This window comes from Streptomyces sp. NPDC029159 (assembly GCF_055564055.1).
Window position 1 is genome coordinate 62,553 of the sequence record NZ_JBVHWT010000012.1, and the last position, 16,813, is coordinate 79,365.

A 16,813-nucleotide genomic window follows, 5' to 3' on the forward strand; every position below is an offset into this window, starting at 1 on the left:
CCGCACCGGCGGCATCCCGCCCGTACGGCCCCGGCAGAAGGCGACTTGCTAGACGACCAGCGACAGCAGCAGCACGCAGGCGATGCCGACCACCGAGATCAGCGTCTCCATCACCGACCAGGTCTTGAGGGTCTGGCCGACGTTCATGCCGAAGTACTCCTTGACCATCCAGAAACCGGCGTCGTTGACGTGGCTGAAGAACAGCGAGCCGGTGCCGATGGCGAGGACCAGCAGGGCGACATGGGTGCTGCTCATGTCGGCGGCGAGCGGAGCGACCAGGCCCGCCGCGGAGATGGTGGCCACCGTCGCGGAGCCGGTCGCCAGGCGGATGGCGACGGCGATCAGCCAGGCCAGCAGCAGCGCGGAGATGTTCCAGCCCTTGGAGATGTCCAGGATCATCTGGCCGACGCCCGCGTCCACCAGCGTCTGCTTGAAGCCGCCGCCGGCGCCGACGATCAGCAGCACCCCGGCGATCGGGCCGAGCGAGGACTCGACGGTGGTGGCGACCTTGCCCTTGGTGAACCCGGCCGCGCGGCCCAGCGTGAACATCGCGACGACGACACCGGCCAGCAGCGCGATCATCGGAGAGCCGATGACGTCGAAGACCCGCTGCACGGAGTCCTTCGGATCGTCGATGACGATGTCCACCAGCGCTTTGGCCAGCATCATCACGACCGGCAGCAGCACGGTGGCGACGGTGGTGCCGAACCGCGGGCGCTTCGCCGGCTCCGCCGAGGCACGCTCGGGGACCATGTTCTCGGGCGGCTTGATGTCGACCCAGCGGGCGGCGTAGCGGGAGAAGAGCGGCCCGGCGACGATCGCGGTGGGGATCGCCACGACGATGCCGAGGGCGAGGGTGATGCCGAGGTTGGCGCCGACCGCGTCGATCGCGACGAGCGGCCCGGGGTGCGGCGGGATCAGGCCGTGCATGACGGAGAGTCCGGCCAGGGCGGGGATGCCGATGCGCATCAGCGAGAAGTTGCCGCGCTTGGCGACGAGCAGGACCACCGGGATCAGCAGCACGATGCCGACCTCGAAGAAGATCGGCAGCCCGACGACGCAGGCGATCAGCACCATCGCCCAGGGCATCGACCGCCGGTTCGCCTTCGCCAGGATCGTGTCGACGATCTCGTCGGCGCCCCCGGAGTCCGCGAGCAGCTTGCCGAGGATCGCGCCGAGGGCGATGAGCACGCCCGTACCGGCGACCGTCGAGCCCAGTCCGGTGGAGAAGCTGGCGATGGCCTTGTCGAGCGGCGCCCCGGCGGCCGCGCCGAGCACCAGCGAGCCGATGATCAGCGACAGGAAGGCATGCAGCTTGAACTTGGTGATGAGCACAACGATGACGGCGATGCCCGCCAGAACGGCGATGCCCAGCTGCGCATGACCGGCCGAGGTGATCGGCTCGACCGCGTCCGCTGCAAGCATCTCGACGCTGAGATGAGTCACGGCGATTCCTAGGAGGAAGGAGAGGTGAGGGAGGGGTGGGCCCGTGGGGCGGGCCCGGAGGTCAGACGGCGGGGACGCGGAGCGCGTCGGCCGCGCGGGCGGCGATCTCCTCGGGGGTGCCCGAGACGTCCACCACGACGCCGCGTTCGTCGGCGCCGAGGGGTTCGAGGGTGGCGAACTGCGAGTCGAGCAGCGCGGTCGGCATGAAGTGGCCCTTGCGCTCGGTCATCCGACGCTCGATCAGCGCGCGGTCGCCTGCGAGGTGGAGGAAGACCACCTCGGGGGCGGCGGCGCGGAGCCGGTCGCGGTAGCCGCGCTTGAGGGCGGAGCAGCTGACCACACCGCCGTGCCCGGCCCGCTCATGGGCCCAGGCACCGATGGCATCCAGCCAGGGGCCGCGGTCGGCGTCGTCCAGCGGGGTCCCGGCGGTCATCTTGGCGATGTTGGCCGGCGGGTGGAAGTCGTCGCCCTCGGCGTACGGCACACCGAGCGCCTCGGCGACCAGCGGGCCGATCGTCGTCTTGCCGGTGCCGGCAACTCCCATCACGACGATGACGTGGGGCGTGCTCATTCCCGGGTACCTCGCTGTCTTCTTCGACCTCGGTGGGACACCCCACTGAAACCCATTACGTACGACTTATTCAAGAGAGTGTGGCGCAAACGTCATACTTAAAGTGCCGGTCGGGCGGAACGTAGGGTGATCCCCATGGAGAACCAGGGGCAGGGGCCGCACACACGGGTGCTCGAAGCCCTCGGTCCGGCGATCACCGCGGGCGATCATCCGCCGGGCACCGTCCTGCTCACCGAAGAGCTGGCGGCGGAGTTCGACGTCTCCCGCACCGTCGTCCGCGAGGTGATCCGGGTCCTGGAATCCATGCGGCTGGTGGCCTCCCGCCGCCGGGTCGGCGTGACGGTCCTGCCGACCGCGGAGTGGAACGTCTACGACCCACGGGTCATCAGCTGGCGGCTGGCCGGACGCGACCGCCCCCGGCAGCTGCGCTCGCTGACCGTGCTGCGCTCCGCCGTCGAACCGGTCGCCGCGGGGCTCGCCGCCGTCCACGCCGACCCCGCCCAGTGCGCCGCGCTCACCGAACACGCCATGGGCATGGTCGCCACCTCGCGCGGCCAGCAGCTCGACGCGTATCTGGTGCACGACACCGCGTTCCACCGCGTGGTGCTGACCGCCTCCGGCAACGAGATGTTCGCCCGGCTCGGCGATGTCGTCGCCGCGGTGCTGACCGGCCGCACCGCCCACCATGTGATGTTCACCGACCCGGACCCGGCGGCGGTCTCGCTGCACGTCCAGGTCGCCGAGGCGGTACGGGTCGGGGACGCGGCGCGCGCCGAGGAGCTGACGCGTCAGATCACGGTCGGCGCCATGGCCGAACTGGACGTGCTGGCTCCGTGACGCCCCCGGGGCGCACCGCTCAGAACAGCGGCTGCTGACCGGGGAACGGCGGCTCCTCCGGGTCGAAGAGCTTCTCCGCCGGCGCCATCATCGGGGCGATCCGCCGCGACCCCGGGCAGGAGACCAGCTCCAGCACCGTGCGCCGCCCGGGCGGGTCGTGACGGGCGAAGCGGCCGCCGACGACGGCGATCTCTCGGGTGCAGACGGGGCACGCGCGGCGGGGTGACGACATGCCACCAGTGTGACGCAGCCCCCGCACGCCCCGCCCGGGGGCCGGACCGTCCGCCGCCGGACACCACGGAAGCGGCGGCGCCGGATTGCACCGGGCACGAGGGGAGGACGCCCGCGAGGCGCGGGGGAAGTGGGGGCGCGGGCAGGGCCGGGGGAACGTGCCCCGCCCGCGCCAGGTGCGCGAGGTGCCTGGGTACGGGGGGAACCCGGCCCGCGCGCCGCCGATGACCAGTCGGCTCACTCAGTACTGCGCCGGGCGCCGCAAAAACGTCACACCGAAGCGGGAGCCGCGCCATCCGTGCTGGTGGCGGGCGTCGGTGTCACGGTGTCCGAGGGCTCGGGGGACGTGGGGACGGGGTCCGGGGTGCCGGACTCGGAGGGCTCGGGTGCGGGAGACGGTTGTCCGTCACCGTCCTCGTCGCCGCCGTGGCCGCCGCCCTGGCCGCCGCCCGAACCGCCGTCGCCGTTCCCGTTACCGTCGCCGTTGCCCCCGCCGTTGTCGCCCTTGCCGTCCCCGCCGCTGTTGCCGTTGCCGTTGCCGTTGCCCTGCTGCTGGAGATAGCGGCGGCAGAACGCGTGGATCTTCGCCGGGCCACCGGCGGCGCGCTCCAGACGCTGGAGGGTGTCGCGGTCCATGTCGCCGCGCTTGCCCGCCTCGTAGTCCCGGCAGAGCGCCAGCACCACCGCGCGCGGCTCCGCCGAACCGTTCTTGCCGTTGCCGGGCACACCGGGCACCCCACGGCCGGGGGTGGCGGAGGGCGGCGGGGCGGTGGTGCCGTGCGAGGCGTCCGGGGTCGGGGAGGCCGTCGTGTCGTCGGTCGGCCGCTCCCCCGCCGTCGCGTCCGGGGAGCCGGGGGCGGTGGTGCCCGGGTCCGGGGTCTCCAGGGTGCCGGGGCTGACGTCCGTGGAGACGCTGGAGGCCGGGTCGGGGCCGGGCCGGAAGGGGCTGGGCAGCACGCCCGTACCGGCGGCCACCGCCACCCCGCCGAGCGCGCAGGCCACCAGCGCCACCGCGAAACCACGCCGGAAGGGCCGGGCGAGACCGGCGCGGGCCACCGGGCGGGACGGCTGGGCGGGGTGGGCCCGGCGGAAGGCGGCGACGGCGGCTTCCTCCCCGGGCAGCGGACCGGCGGCAGGCCCGGCGGGGGCCGCCTCGTCCAGCAGCAGGGCGAGTTCCCGCGCGCCGGGTGCGGTGGTGCCGACCGGCTCGCCGCGCAGCAGGCGCTCCGCGGCATCGTTGTCGAGCCAGTTGTACCGGTCGTCGGCCATCACATGTCCTTCTGCGTTCGCGTGGCCGTTTCCGTCACACCCGGTACGTACGATTCCGCCACGCCGTCACGGCGTCTTCGTCCCTGAACGGGGACCCCGCCCATCGTTCCACCGCCCCCGCGCGGCCCACCGCGCGCCCGGCGGCCCGGGGCGTCGTCCGCCGCGCCGTCGCCCTCGGTGACGGGTCCGGCGTCCGCTCCGTCCGCACCGTCCGCCCGGTCGCCGAGGAGTTCGGCCAGGCGGCGCAGCCCGCGGTGGGCGGCCGTGCGGACCGCGCCGGGCCGCTTGCCGAGGACCTTCGCGGTGCTCTTGGCGTCCAGCCCGACGACGACCCGCAGCACCACCGCCTCCGCCTGGTCCTGCGGGAGCGCGGCGATCAGCCGCAGCGTACGGCCGGTGCCGAGGGCGGCGAGCGCCTCGCCCTCGGTGTCGGAGAGCGCCGGGGTGTCGAGGAGTTCACTCTCGTCGCCGCCGCTCACCGGGCGGCGGCCGCGCATCCGGATGTGGTCCAGGGCGCGGTTACGGGCGATCCGGGCCGCCCAGCCGCGGAACCGGTCGGCGTCCCCCTTGAAGCGGCCCAGGTCACGGGTGATCTGGAGCCAGGACTCCGACGCCACGTCCTCCGCGTCCGCCTCGCCCACCAGCGTCCGCACATAGCCCAGGAGCCGGGGGTGCACCGCACGGTAGACCGCGCGGAACGCCGCCTCGTCGCCGTCCTGTGCCGCCTGCACGGCAGCGGTCAGCCGAGTGTCGTCCGGCTGAGTGTCGTCCCCTCGCACGGGTCCATTCCTGTCACGTGCGGAATCTCCGCTGCCCGGTCCTTGCTGCTGCCCCACCGCCCGCTACCGGCCGCCGCCTCCGGCGACGGCGGCGGAACCCCCGGTAACCCCGATGGTTCCGCAGACGGTATACCGGCTGATCACCGCGGCCCGCCCCGGGCCCGGAATCCGCCACGGGCGACCCGGGACGTACTGCGCGTATCGCGCGCGGCGATCCATCGAACCCCCCGTTTCACGGCGGCCCGGCTCCGGCCGCGGCAGACGTACGACAAGCGCGCCGACCGGCGCGAAGTGGCACGTTACGGGCCCCGCCCGGCCGCCGTCCAGACCGCTGGGGTGCGGCCTTCCACACCCCCTGTGACGCTTTTGGCGCGTACGGCGCTGTATCGGTTGAGGGGTCCGTGACGGGGCCTCTCCCGCGAACGACGGCCGGGGCCTCTCCTGTGGGGGGTGGCGGCCCCGGCCGTCCCGCGCGCCCCGCCGTCAGGTTCACGCCGGGGCCCCCTCTCACCCCTTGCTCGACACCTTCGTGGCCAGCTCCTTGAAGTCCGTCCAGCTCATCGAGGGCTTCCGCGGGTCCCACACCTTCTGCGACAGCGCCGCCAGCGGCATCCGGATGCCCTGGGCGATCTGCTGCGGCGTCTGGGCGTGCGACAGATCGCACCAGATCGCGAAGCGGGCGCCCGGGATGCGGTCCGGGGTGGTCATGCTCGCCGGGACGTCGACGGGCGAGGTGTGGCGCAGCACCTTGGGCGTCCACTCGCGGAAGATCCGCTCACCGGTCGGATAGGTGAACTGATTCGGCTCGCCGAGGACGTAGTAGAGGTACTCGTCGTTGAGGTTGACCACCTTGCGGCCCTCGCGCAGGAAGTGGGCCGGGTCGTTGGCGCCGATCTCCTTGCCGGTCCAGTAGCCGACGGTGCGGTTCTTGTCCGCCTGGACGCGGGTGTCCTTGAAGAAGCCGTCGTTCCACGCCTCGATCTTGTCGCGCCCGGCCTTCTCGGCGGCGCGCTGGCGGTCGTTGAGCCAGCCGGTCGCCAGGTCCTCGATGGTGCCGTTCGCCCCGTACTTCTTCCGGGCGGCCTGGGCCAGGCCCGGGTAGGAGGCGGCCGGGTCGGACACGGTCAGCGCCTGGTACTCGTCGCCGCCCAGGTGCCAGTAGGCGGCGGCGCCCTTGGGCACCTCGAAGAGCTTTCCGTACTCGCCGATCAGGTCGTCGATGAGCTTCCCGGCGGCCGGTTTGGAGATGTCGATCGCCCCGCGCAGCACCTTTCCGCTCGCATTGCGCAGCTGGAGGTCGGGGTGGTGGTCGAGGACGGCGCCGAGGTGTCCGGGCGAGTCGATCTCGGGGATGACGCTGATGTGGCGGGAGTGCGCCAGGCGCAGGATGCGGCGGACCTCGTCCTTGGTCAGATGGTCCTGGGAGACGATCTCCGGGTGGCTCCCGCTCTCGATGCGGAAGCCCTGGTCGTCGGAGAAGTGCAGCTGGAGCTGGTTGAGCTTGAGATCGCCCAGCTCGCGGACGCGGTCCTCGATCCAGCTGGCGGTGAACGGCTTACGGGCGTTGTCCAGCAGCATCCCGCGCTGCGCCCGGTCCGGCCGGTCCTCGATCGTGCCCTCCGGCAGCCCGCCGGCGGCGCGGACCGCCTGCTTGACGGTCCGGGTGGCGTAGAAGATCCCGGCGTCGGTGGGGGCGGCGAGGGTGAGCCGGGAGCCGTGGGCGGTCAGCGTGTACGCCTCGTCGGCGGTGTCGCCGGTGGGCGCGTTGTCCGGCCGTTCCGGGAGCCCCTTGCCGTTCGTCCCGGCGAGCTTCACCTCGATGTCCCCGGGGCGTACCGGCTCGTCGCCCCAGACGACGGGCATCCCGCCCAGGTCCTGGCCGAGCAGCCGCGCCTCGTCGGCGACGGTGCTCTTCTCCCCGGCGGGCACCACGATCCGGGCGCCCTTGGACGGCCGCCAGCCCTGTCCGTCGGCCGGCCGGAAGTCCCGTACGGCGGGGACGGTGCGCGGGGTGCCGGTGACCTTCTGCCAGGTGGGGGTGGGCAGCGGCGAGGCGCCGCGGCCGGTGGCGCCCGGCGCCCGGGAGTCCGCCGCGTCGGAGCAGGCGGACAGCGTGAGCGCGGCGGCCACCAGCGCGGCGGGCAGCGCCGCCCGGGCCACCGGCGACCGGCCACCGGGCCGCACCGGCCGCTTCCCCGGCCGTCTTCCCGGCCGCTCGCCCGGCGGCGCATTCTCCGGTGCCGCCTTCGGCCGTTCAGGGTGTCCGGACCGACTCGGGTAGGACATCGCGCGCTCCTCACTGCTCGTTTCTCTGCTCGCTGTGCCACGGCTCCCGGCGGCCGGACGCGCCGGTACGGGGAGCGCGGGTCCCGCCGCGTCCCGGGGCGCCGCCCCCAGGGGACGGGCCCCGGCGGTGGCGCCCGCGCGGCGCGGCGGGCCGCCCCCGGCGCACGGCCCCGCGGGCGGGCACCGTCGCGTCGAAGGCGGTCCCTGGGGCGTGTCCCTGACCTCCCGTCGCGGACCGGACGGAAGATCAGGGACACGCCCTAGGGAAAACCTCTCTCATCCGGGTGAAATTCGCGCATCCGTCGGACAGGGGCCGCCCCGCGTCGTTACGGTGGCGTTTCGGTTCATCACACCGCGCGCAGGGTGTCCGGATCTCCGGACGGCCCCGGCCGACGCCTCCGTCGCCATGACACGCCCCGGCCGCCGCGCCAGCGATCCGAAGCCCGCACCGCCTCCGTCAGCCGCCGTACCCCGGCGCACCACCCGTTCGTCCGATCCTCCCGAGGAGCCTCCGCTGTCCGGTGACACCCCGGCCGCCCGGCCGACGATGCTGCGCCCGCCGTGCGCGCCCTGGCGCGGCATACCTTCGCAGAGCCACGGCGCCCGGCCCCCGCTTTCGGACACCGCCGTGCCCACCGCCTTCAACGCGCTGCCACCCAAGGACGCCCTGGCCGCGCTGCTGACCTGCTGCGGAAGCCTCCGCTGGGCCCAGCGGCTGGCCCGGCACCGCCCGTATCCGGACCTCGGCGCGCTGCTCGCCGCCTCCGACGAGGGCTGCTACGACCTCTCCGCCGCCGATCTGGACGAGGCGCTGGCCGCCGAGTCGGCCTCCCCCATGCCGCCGCTCGGCGCCCGCGGCCCGGGCACCCTCGCCGCACACACCGCGCTGCGCGCCGCCCACGCCGAGTACGAGCGCCGCTTCCGCCACGCCTTCGTGATCTGTCTCGACGGCTACGGCGAGGACGAGGTCCTGGACCAGATGCTGGCCGGTATCCGCACCCGGCTGGGCCACGACCCGGACGAAGAGCGGGCAGTTGCCGCGGATGAGCTGCGCCGCACCGTTCGCGGGCGTCTGGCCCGCTTTATCACGGGATGCCCATAACATCCCGTTTTGCTCTTGTGTGATAGCCCGTTGGTGGCTGTTTGATCACACCTGTAGGGCCCCGGGGCAATGAACCGACAAGGCGTCGCTACGATGACCAGGGCCGGTGGACCGTATCCGGCCGGGCCAGACCGACAGAGAAGCCGGCAGGCCCCAATCCCCGCTCCCGGAGGGTTTTTCCGTGCCGGCTGGAACGCTGTACCGCGGCCGGGAAGGCATGTGGTCCTGGGTGGCTCACCGAGTCACTGGCGTCCTCATCTTCTTCTTCCTGTTCGTGCACGTCCTCGACACCGCTCTCGTCCGCGTCTCTCCCGAGGCGTACGACGACGTCGTCGCGACGTACAAGACACCCATCGTCAATGTGCTGGAGTACGGCCTCGTCGCCGCGATCCTCTTCCACGCACTCAACGGTCTCCGCGTCATCGCCGTGGACTTCTGGTCCAAGGGCCCGAAGTACCAGAAGCAGATGCTGTGGACCGTTGTGGGCGTCTGGGTCGTACTGATGGCCGGCGCCTTCTACCCCGTGCTGCAGCACACCCTGCGCACGCTGTTCGGGAGCTGATGACGCGAGATGTCTGCTGAAACGACCTCCCCCGCGGGTGCCTCCGACGTCACCCTCTACGACGCCGACAACCCGGCGCCGGTGATCGAGCCGCCCCGGAAGCGCACCGGTAAGACCCCGAAGTCGACCCGGACCAACTTCGAGCTGTACGGCTGGCTCTTCATGCGGCTGTCCGGCATCGTGCTGGTCGTCCTGGTCCTCGGCCACCTGCTGATCCAGCTGGTGCTGGACGGCGGCGTCTCCAAGATCGGCTTCGCCTTCGTGGCCGGCCGCTGGGCCTCGCCGTTCTGGCAGGTCTGGGACCTGCTGATGCTGTGGCTCGCGATGCTGCACGGCGCCAACGGCCTGCGTACGGTCATCAACGACTACGCCCAGCGGGACAACACCCGCTTCTGGCTGAAGATGCTGCTGTACACCGCCACGGTGTTCACCGTCCTCCTGGGCACGCTGGTGATCTTCACCTTCGACCCGAACATCCGCTAACGCCGGGGCTGACGAGACCAATGAAGATCCACAAGTACGACACCGTCATCGTCGGCGCCGGTGGCGCGGGCATGCGCGCGGCGATCGAGTCGACGAAGCGCAGCCGCACCGCGGTCCTGACGAAGCTCTACCCGACCCGCTCCCACACCGGCGCGGCGCAGGGCGGCATGGCCGCCGCCCTGGCCAACGTCGAGGAGGACAACTGGGAGTGGCACACCTTCGACACGATCAAGGGCGGCGACTACCTGGTCGACCAGGACGCCGCCGAGATCCTGGCGAAGGAGGCCATCGACTCCGTTCTCGACCTGGAGAAGATGGGCCTGCCGTTCAACCGCACCCCGAACGGCACCATCGACCAGCGCCGCTTCGGCGGTCACTCCCGTAACCACGGTGAGGCCCCGGTCCGCCGGTCCTGCTACGCCTCGGACCGCACCGGCCACATGATCCTCCAGACGCTGTACCAGAACTGCGTCAAGGAGGGCGTGGAGTTCTTCAACGAGTTCTACGTCCTGGACCTGCTGCTCAGCGAGGTCGACGGGGTCAAGAAGTCCGCCGGTGTCGTCGCGTACGAGCTGGCGACCGGCGAGATCCACGTCTTCCAGGCGAAGTCGATCGTCTTCGCCTCCGGTGGCACCGGCAAGTTCTTCAAGGTGACCTCCAACGCGCACACCCTGACCGGTGACGGCCAGGCCGCCGCCTGGCGCCGTGGGCTGCCGCTGGAGGACATGGAGTTCTTCCAGTTCCACCCGACCGGCATCTGGCGGATGGGCATCCTGCTGACGGAGGGCGCCCGTGGTGAGGGCGGCATCCTCCGCAACAAGGACGGCGAGCGCTTCATGGAGAAGTACGCGCCGGTCATGAAGGACCTCGCCTCGCGTGACGTCGTCTCGCGCTCCATCTACACGGAGATCCGCGAGGGCCGCGGCTGCGGTCCCGAAGGCGACCACGTCTACCTCGACCTCACGCACCTCCCGCCGGAGCAGCTGGACGCCAAGCTGCCCGACATCACCGAGTTCGCGCGGACCTACCTCGGTATCGAGCCCTACACGGACCCGATCCCGATCCAGCCGACCGCGCACTACGCCATGGGCGGCATCCCGACCAACGTCGAGGGTGAGGTCCTCTCGGACAACACCACCGTCGTCCCGGGCCTGTACGCCGCCGGCGAGGTCGCCTGTGTCTCCGTGCACGGCGCCAACCGCCTGGGCACCAACTCGCTGCTGGACATCAACGTGTTCGGCCGCCGCGCGGGCATCGCCGCCGCCGAGTACTCCGCGGACCACGACTTCGTCGAGCTGCCCGAGGACCCGGCGCAGCAGGTCGTCGACCAGGTCGAGCGGCTGCGGAACTCCACCGGCACCGAGCGCGTCACCGAGCTCCGCAAGGAGCTGCAGGAGTGCATGGACGCCAACGTGATGGTGTTCCGCACCGAGCAGACGATCAAGACCGCGGTCGAGAAGATCGGCGAGCTGCGCGAGCGCTACCTGAACGTGTCCATCCAGGACAAGGGCAAGCGGTTCAACACCGACCTGCTGGAGGCCATCGAGCTGGGCAACCTCCTCGACCTGGCCGAGGTCATGGCGGTCTCCGCCCTGGCCCGTAAGGAGTCCCGCGGCGGTCACTACCGCGAGGACTTCCCGAACCGCGACGACGTCAACTTCATGCGGCACACCATGGCGTACCGCGAGGTCGGCGCGGACGGCAAGGAGTCGATCCGTCTCGACTACAAGCCGGTCGTCCAGACCCGCTACCAGCCGATGGAGCGTAAGTACTGATGAGCACCCCGACTCTCGACAAGCACTCCGCGGCGCTGGACGCGGCCGAGGACAGCGCTTCCCACACGATCACGGTCACCTTCCGGATCCGCCGGTTCAACCCGGAGGTCTCGGAGGACGCGAGCTGGCAGGACTTCCAGCTCGACATCGACCCGAAGGAGCGTGTCCTCGACGCCCTCCACAAGATCAAGTGGGAGCAGGACGGCACCCTGACGTTCCGCCGCTCCTGCGCCCACGGCATCTGCGGTTCCGACGCCATGCGCATCAACGGCAAGAACCGTCTGGCGTGCAAGACGCTGATCAAGGACATCAACCCGCAGAAGCCGATCACGATCGAGGCCATAAAGGGCCTGACGGTCCTCAAGGACCTGGTCGTGGACATGGAGCCGTTCTTCCAGGCGTACCGCGACGTGATGCCCTTCCTGATCACCAAGGGCAACGAGCCGACCCGCGAGCGCCTGCAGACCGCCGAGGACCGTGAGCGCTTCGACGACACCACCAAGTGCATCCTGTGCGCCGCGTGCACGTCGTCCTGCCCGGTGTTCTGGAACGACGGTCAGTACTTCGGCCCCGCCGCGATCGTCAACGCGCACCGCTTCATCTTCGACAGCCGTGACGAGGGTGGCGAGCAGCGTCTCGAAATCCTCAACGACAAGGACGGCGTCTGGCGCTGCCGCACGACCTTCAACTGCACGGACGCCTGCCCGCGCGGTATCGAGGTCACCAAGGCCATCCAGGAGGTCAAGCGAGCGCTGATCACCCGGCGCTTCTGATCCCCTACGGGCCTGACGCCACAGGGTGGCGGAAGGTCTCGGGCTTACGTGAGAGGCCCCGCACCCACTCGGTGGGTGCGGGGCCTTTCGCATGTGGGTCGGGTGGGCGGGGCGGGCCGGTCGGCGGGGTCGGGGCGTGGCCAGGCTCTGACGCCATGGGCCACGGCAGGCTCACCGCCGTCCGCCCGCCGTCACCTTCTCCAGGAACTCGTCCAGATTTTCCTTCATCCGTGCGATCCGCTCCTCGACCGGGAGCGTCTCCTCGTACCGGACGGCGAGCTGCGACCGCTTCTTCCCGCGGACGTACAGCGAACAGGCGAGGTCGGCGCAGAAATACGCGCCCACGGTGTTGCCCTCCCGCCCGGCGGCGCCCGCGCGGCGGGCGGCGAGCAGGCTGACGCCGGAGCCGGGGTGCCCCGTGAGACACACCGAGCAGACTGTCGTCTTCGTGAAACTCCGCCGCACCCCCTGCGGCACCCGCAGCGTGACCCCCGTCAGCCCGTCCGCCCGCGGCACCACCAGATAGCTCCTATCCGGCGCCCCCTGATCCCGCCACCCGAGGAAGTCGAGGTCCTCCCACGGCAGCTCCCTCAGCTCCCGGGGCAGGTTGATCCTGCTCGCCTCCCCCTTCGAGCAGTTCACGAAGGACGCACGGATCTCTTTTTCACCTACAGGGTCCATGACCAGGAACGTAACAGCGACCCCCCGGGCGTGTCGTCCGGTTTTCTCCGGCCCCGCCCCAGGCCAGGTCCGAGGCCGCCGCGCCCCGCACCACGGCCGAAGCCGCCGCCCGGTGTCGGGCGGCGGCCTCAGCCGTGGCGGCGGTCGCCGCCGTAGGCGTCCTCGAAGACGCCGGGTCTCCGGGCCTCAGCCCCAGGACTGACTGCCCGAGTTCCCCCGGCGACGGACGAGCGCCACACCACCGATGATCACACCGAGCACGATCACCACACCCAGCCCGATACCGCCGTACAGCAGCACCGCCTGCTTCCCACCCATCGGCGGGTCCGGGTCCTGCCCCTTGTCCGCACCGGCAACGACCGGCGTCTTCGACGCCTTCCCCTCCGGCATCGGGAGGGGGCCGGCCGCGGGGCCGGCGGGGATGTCACGACGCAGCGCCGGCCCGGGCTGAATGAAGCCGTAGCCGTAGTGGGCGTCAGGAAGCTTGAGATCCCTGTCCTTCTCCGCCTGCGCCAGCCCGGCCGTCTTCACCAGCCGGTTGGCGATCTGCCCCGGGGTGAGGTCCGGGAACTTCTCCTTGAGGAGGGCTGCGGCGGCGGAGACGTAGGCGGTGGAGATGGAGGTACCGCTGGACTTGCCGTAGCGCGTGCCGTCGCCGCCGAGGACGGGGACATCGACGCCCGGGGCAGCGAGGTCCACGCTGGAGTTGTAGTTGCTGTCGTCCCAGACCTTGCCGTACTCGTCCACCGCACCCACACCGATCACGCCGGGGCAACCCGCGGGCAGGTTCGTTTCCGAAAGTCCGTCGTTGCCGGCACCCGCCACCACCACCACGCCCTGCTCAACCGCGTAATGAAGCGATTCGCAGAGATCCGGTGTGTTCTTGTCCGCAACGAACGACATGTTGATGACATCGGCGCCGTGGTCAACTGCGTAGCGAACGGCTTCGGGAGAGTTCTTGTCCGCCGTGAGTGGCAAAATTTTCGCGTCAGGGGCCAGTCCTTTGAGGCCCTGCTTTCCGCCGGGGCCGTGCCCGTGACCGGCAATCAGCGCAGCCATGCTGGTGCCGTGGGTGCGTGGATTCTCACCCGGTTCGGGCTGGTACTTACCTTCGGCGGAGGAATTCGGAAATTCGTGTCCCGCCAGAAACTTCCCGGTGAGGTCCTGGTGGTCCGTGAAGAAGCCACCGTCGATCACGGCAACCGTTACGCCTTTTCCGGTTGCCTGCTCATGAAGGCTTGCCGCGTCGAAGGCAGTGAGCGGCCACTGATCATTGCCGGACTCGTCTGCGGCGGCCCACCCACCGGTGCCGAGGAAAAGCGCTCCGGTCAGCGCAGCACCAACGGTCGCGCGAAGGGTACGTGTGACCCTCATGCCTTGCTCCTCACTTGCTTCGTCCCGGGCGGCAGCCGACCGCCTGCGAAGGTGCCCCGCACCAGGCCGTGCGGGGCACCTCTGAGCACCGGCAGGTCCGCCGGAGCCGTCGTCTCCTGCTACTCGATCACGCGGGGCGCCACATTACGCTGCGAGTTCCACGTCTCTTCGTCCTCGACAAGGTAGTCGGGACGCTCCTTGCCCTCGCGCTTCTTCTCTTTCTTGCCCTTGCCCGCGGCACCACCCATGCCCGGGCCACCCTTCGCTCCGCCGGCGCTGCGGTGCAGACCCGCGCCGCCCTGCTTGAGGCCGCCGGCCGGACCGCCGGGCTTACCCTTTCCGGCACCGGGGACACCGCTTCCCACAGCTCCGGGACGCGCGCCGCCGATACCGCCACCGGCGCCGGCGCCGGACCGCATGCCGCCGGCACCTGGCATTCCGATGAGACCGGGCACGCCCATTCCGCCGACTCCACCGCCGGAGTTGGTGCTGCCGGAGCCGCCCCCGCCTCCGGGGAACCCGCTGCCCACGGCAGGAGTCGCCGGTGTGGGCAACCCGCCGTGGACGCTGTCGAGGTCGGTCTGAGGAACCGGTCCGAGCGACTTGATATTTCCGAGCGCATCACGACGGATGCCCGAGCCGCCGCCTCGAACATGGGGCGAAACCGATCCCGGAGTGGGAGAAGTCCCTCCCGTGATCGGCATGTTGACCGGAGCCGGAGGCGAGTACGGGTCAGGCTTGGTGGGCCAGTCCCCTCCCCGTCCGGGGGGCGGGCCGGGCGTGATCTGATGATGCTGAGCCCGGTAGTTCGCGGCCAGTTCCTCCATCACGATGACCGCTTCAACCTGGCGCTCCTTACTCAACGAGAGCTTGTCCCGGTTGAGTTCGAGGGCCATCTTGGCGTCCATCTTGGGATCCGCCATGTCCTTGTGGAACTGGGAATCGTCCCCCGAAGAGTTGAACGCGCTCTCGACCTTGCCCGGGTCCTTGATCTTGGCCATGGCCTTCTTGGCCTCACGCAGATTGTGGGCGACGCCGTACTCGGGCCCAGTCGACCGACTTCCGATGAGCATGGCCTCCACATTGCGGGCATGGAGGTAGGTACGGTCGATCTTCTCCAGGACCTTTACCGACTCACGCCGGAACGCGTCGGCGGCCGTGCCGCTCCAGTGCTTCGAGGCGTGATCCACGGCGTCGGCGAAGGCCTTGCGAATGCCGCCCCGTCCGTCGTGCCCGGCGAGCCGGTCGGCCGATGCCCGCCAGTGGTCACCCGACCGCTCCAGTGCCTCCGGAGAGGAGCTCTCCACCATCTTCCGCAGTGCGTTGATGCCGTGGTGATGGAAGTCTGAAGTGGACTTCGGGACCGGCTTGTAGCCCTTGAACTGCTCCAGTCCCTCGGTACGGTGCTTCTCATCAATCTGCTTCGCGTACGCCTTGTTGCCGTCGTTGTCCATCGGACCCGGCATGGTCTTCTCCCCCTAGCCACCGCAGTTACGTCTGTCCCCAGCCACCGGGGTCAGCCGTTCATCGATGCCTTCGTCTCCTGCTCCTGATCGTCATACGCGCCATGGCTGCGTTCGGCTTTCCCTCCGAACTCCTTGATGAGCTCCTGGAGGGCATCGACGACCTGCGTCATGTATTCCTGCATCTTGTCGTGGGCGCCGCTGATGTCGTCGGCCTCGTTGAAGCCGGTACCGAACGCCGACTTGGGGATGGTCGTGCTGTACTTGATCTTCTGGTTCGGCTCGTCCATGTCGGCCTGCAGATGCTTGAGCCGACGCACAACGCCGTCCAGTTCGTCGAGATCGACCTGGAACTTCTCGCCCACTGTGATCACTCCCCCGTTGCCCTGCTTTCCTGCCCCGCAAGCGTCCTCTAAGGGCAGCGTAAAGAGTGTCAATACTAGGGAGTTAGGGCTCGTTCGGGCAACATCGAAAGTCCTGATGTGTCCGATTTAGTGCCAGATGGCACCACGCTCCGTAGAGGTGTTGTTACCAAGCTGAGGCAACCTCTTCTGCGGGGAATGCATCCGGCGGGCCGCTCATGAGGTAAGGCCGCACGTCGGCGAGGTGCGGCACTCAACGCTCCGCACCGGCCCGGCAGTTCGCGTACGGGGAGTGCGGAGAGCTACCAGGCCGCCGGGCAGGGCACAGGGCCGCGGCGCTCTCCGCGAAGGGAGCAGATGCGGCAGTGCCGGGGAGGGGCCAGGTATTCCGTCATATGGGCCGAGGCGGGGAATTCCGTCGTCGCCTGTGGATCTCCGGCAGAAAGAGGTATCTCGCGAGTGGCTGAGGAAATTCGTGTTTACCGTTGCTCTCCGGTCGATGCCCGGCCGACGACTACTCCCCGCGCGAAGGCGCGGAGGCGTCCGCCGCCCGTTCGCGATGGAGGGTGCGGACCGAGCGGAACCCGAGCACGCCGATTGCCGTCCCCAGGAGAAAGGAGACCACCGCGAGCAGGAGGTGGACCCAGAAATAGGCGGTGGGGTCGCCCTCGGCGTTGAAGGCGAGGCCGCTGCCGTCCTGCCAGAGATTTTTGACGAAAGTGATCCAGATGAACCAGCTCCAGACCCCGAAGGCGAGCAGGAACCAGGAGGCGGGGCGAGAGAGCTTCATGGGTTCCAGTATGGGCCGGGTGGTCGGGA

The 16,813-nt window shown here is 70.3% G+C and carries 17 protein-coding genes; 6 read left to right on the plus strand and 11 right to left on the minus strand.

Translation table 11 applies throughout. The features are described from left to right. Positions 1-48: 48 nt before the first annotated feature. Together ACZ4U4_RS22555 and ACZ4U4_RS22560 are read right to left on the minus strand one after the other, a co-directional pair. A complete protein-coding gene (locus ACZ4U4_RS22555) occupies positions 49-1,446 on the minus strand; it encodes a GntT/GntP/DsdX family permease (protein WP_467877145.1) in 1,398 nt (465 codons plus the stop codon). Between the two features lie 61 nt (positions 1,447-1,507). After that, the gene (locus ACZ4U4_RS22560) at positions 1,508-2,017 is read right to left on the minus strand and encodes a gluconokinase (protein WP_467877148.1); all 510 of its coding nucleotides are present in this window, start codon (positions 2,015-2,017) and stop codon (positions 1,508-1,510) included. Between the two features lie 135 nt (positions 2,018-2,152). Here ACZ4U4_RS22560 and ACZ4U4_RS22565 point away from each other — a divergent pair, with 135 nt between their 5' ends. Beyond that, positions 2,153-2,854 (plus strand): FadR/GntR family transcriptional regulator, encoded by a 702-nt coding sequence (locus ACZ4U4_RS22565; protein ID WP_467877151.1) that lies wholly within the window; start codon positions 2,153-2,155, stop codon positions 2,852-2,854. 19 nt (positions 2,855-2,873) lie between these two features. Here the strand turns inward: ACZ4U4_RS22565 and ACZ4U4_RS22570 are convergent, their stop codons facing one another. The 4 genes from ACZ4U4_RS22570 to ACZ4U4_RS22585 all read right to left on the minus strand — a co-directional run bounded on the left by ACZ4U4_RS22570 (position 2,874) and on the right by ACZ4U4_RS22585 (position 7,419). Next, the gene (locus ACZ4U4_RS22570) at positions 2,874-3,086 is read right to left on the minus strand and encodes a hypothetical protein (protein WP_030284618.1); all 213 of its coding nucleotides are present in this window, start codon (positions 3,084-3,086) and stop codon (positions 2,874-2,876) included. Positions 3,087-3,355: 269 nt separating this feature from the next. Beyond that, positions 3,356-4,354: a hypothetical protein gene (locus tag ACZ4U4_RS22575; protein WP_467877154.1), complete on the minus strand. Its 999-nt coding sequence runs from the start codon at positions 4,352-4,354 to the stop codon at positions 3,356-3,358. After that, on the minus strand, positions 4,354-5,133 hold the full coding sequence (locus ACZ4U4_RS22580; protein WP_467877156.1) for an RNA polymerase sigma factor: 780 nt from the start codon (positions 5,131-5,133) through the stop codon (positions 4,354-4,356). Before ACZ4U4_RS22580 ends, ACZ4U4_RS22575 begins: the two co-directional genes overlap by 1 nt. 507 nt (positions 5,134-5,640) lie before the next feature. Then, the gene (locus ACZ4U4_RS22585; protein WP_467877159.1) at positions 5,641-7,419 is read right to left on the minus strand and encodes a beta-N-acetylhexosaminidase; all 1,779 of its coding nucleotides are present in this window, start codon (positions 7,417-7,419) and stop codon (positions 5,641-5,643) included. 628 nt (positions 7,420-8,047) lie between these two features. On the opposite strand from ACZ4U4_RS22585, the gene ACZ4U4_RS22590 reads away from it, so the two are divergent. The 5 genes from ACZ4U4_RS22590 to ACZ4U4_RS22610 all read left to right on the plus strand — a co-directional run bounded on the left by ACZ4U4_RS22590 (position 8,048) and on the right by ACZ4U4_RS22610 (position 12,114). Then, a complete protein-coding gene (locus ACZ4U4_RS22590; protein WP_467877162.1) occupies positions 8,048-8,521 on the plus strand; it encodes a 2-oxo-4-hydroxy-4-carboxy-5-ureidoimidazoline decarboxylase in 474 nt (157 codons plus the stop codon). 181 nt (positions 8,522-8,702) lie between these two features. Further along, positions 8,703-9,083, plus strand: a complete 381-nt coding sequence (gene sdhC, locus ACZ4U4_RS22595; RefSeq protein WP_037678497.1) for a succinate dehydrogenase, cytochrome b556 subunit — start codon at positions 8,703-8,705, stop codon at positions 9,081-9,083. Positions 9,084-9,092: 9 nt separating this feature from the next. Beyond that, positions 9,093-9,566: a succinate dehydrogenase hydrophobic membrane anchor subunit gene (locus ACZ4U4_RS22600; RefSeq protein ID WP_384600846.1), complete on the plus strand. Its 474-nt coding sequence runs from the start codon at positions 9,093-9,095 to the stop codon at positions 9,564-9,566. Between the two features lie 20 nt (positions 9,567-9,586). Then, positions 9,587-11,341 (plus strand): succinate dehydrogenase flavoprotein subunit, encoded by a 1,755-nt coding sequence (sdhA, locus tag ACZ4U4_RS22605; protein WP_467877165.1) that lies wholly within the window; start codon positions 9,587-9,589, stop codon positions 11,339-11,341. After that, the gene (locus tag ACZ4U4_RS22610) at positions 11,341-12,114 is read left to right on the plus strand and encodes a succinate dehydrogenase iron-sulfur subunit (RefSeq protein WP_467877168.1); all 774 of its coding nucleotides are present in this window, start codon (positions 11,341-11,343) and stop codon (positions 12,112-12,114) included. Before sdhA ends, ACZ4U4_RS22610 begins: the two co-directional genes overlap by 1 nt. Before the next feature lie 171 nt (positions 12,115-12,285). Here the strand turns inward: ACZ4U4_RS22610 and ACZ4U4_RS22615 are convergent, their stop codons facing one another. From ACZ4U4_RS22615 to ACZ4U4_RS22635, 5 genes are all read right to left on the minus strand, one after another. Then, a complete protein-coding gene (locus tag ACZ4U4_RS22615; RefSeq protein WP_467877170.1) occupies positions 12,286-12,795 on the minus strand; it encodes an FBP domain-containing protein in 510 nt (169 codons plus the stop codon). A gap of 186 nt (positions 12,796-12,981) precedes the next feature. Continuing rightward, positions 12,982-14,169, minus strand: coding sequence for a S8 family serine peptidase (locus tag ACZ4U4_RS22620; RefSeq protein WP_467877173.1), 1,188 nt, complete (start codon positions 14,167-14,169; stop codon positions 12,982-12,984). Positions 14,170-14,288: 119 nt separating this feature from the next. After that, positions 14,289-15,623, minus strand: coding sequence for a hypothetical protein (locus ACZ4U4_RS22625; RefSeq protein WP_467877176.1), 1,335 nt, complete (start codon positions 15,621-15,623; stop codon positions 14,289-14,291). 62 nt (positions 15,624-15,685) lie between these two features. Beyond that, positions 15,686-15,997, minus strand: a complete 312-nt coding sequence (locus ACZ4U4_RS22630; protein WP_467877178.1) for a hypothetical protein — start codon at positions 15,995-15,997, stop codon at positions 15,686-15,688. Positions 15,998-16,508: 511 nt separating this feature from the next. Beyond that, a complete protein-coding gene (locus ACZ4U4_RS22635; protein ID WP_467877181.1) occupies positions 16,509-16,784 on the minus strand; it encodes an SCO4848 family membrane protein in 276 nt (91 codons plus the stop codon). Between the last annotated feature and the right edge of the window lie 29 nt (positions 16,785-16,813).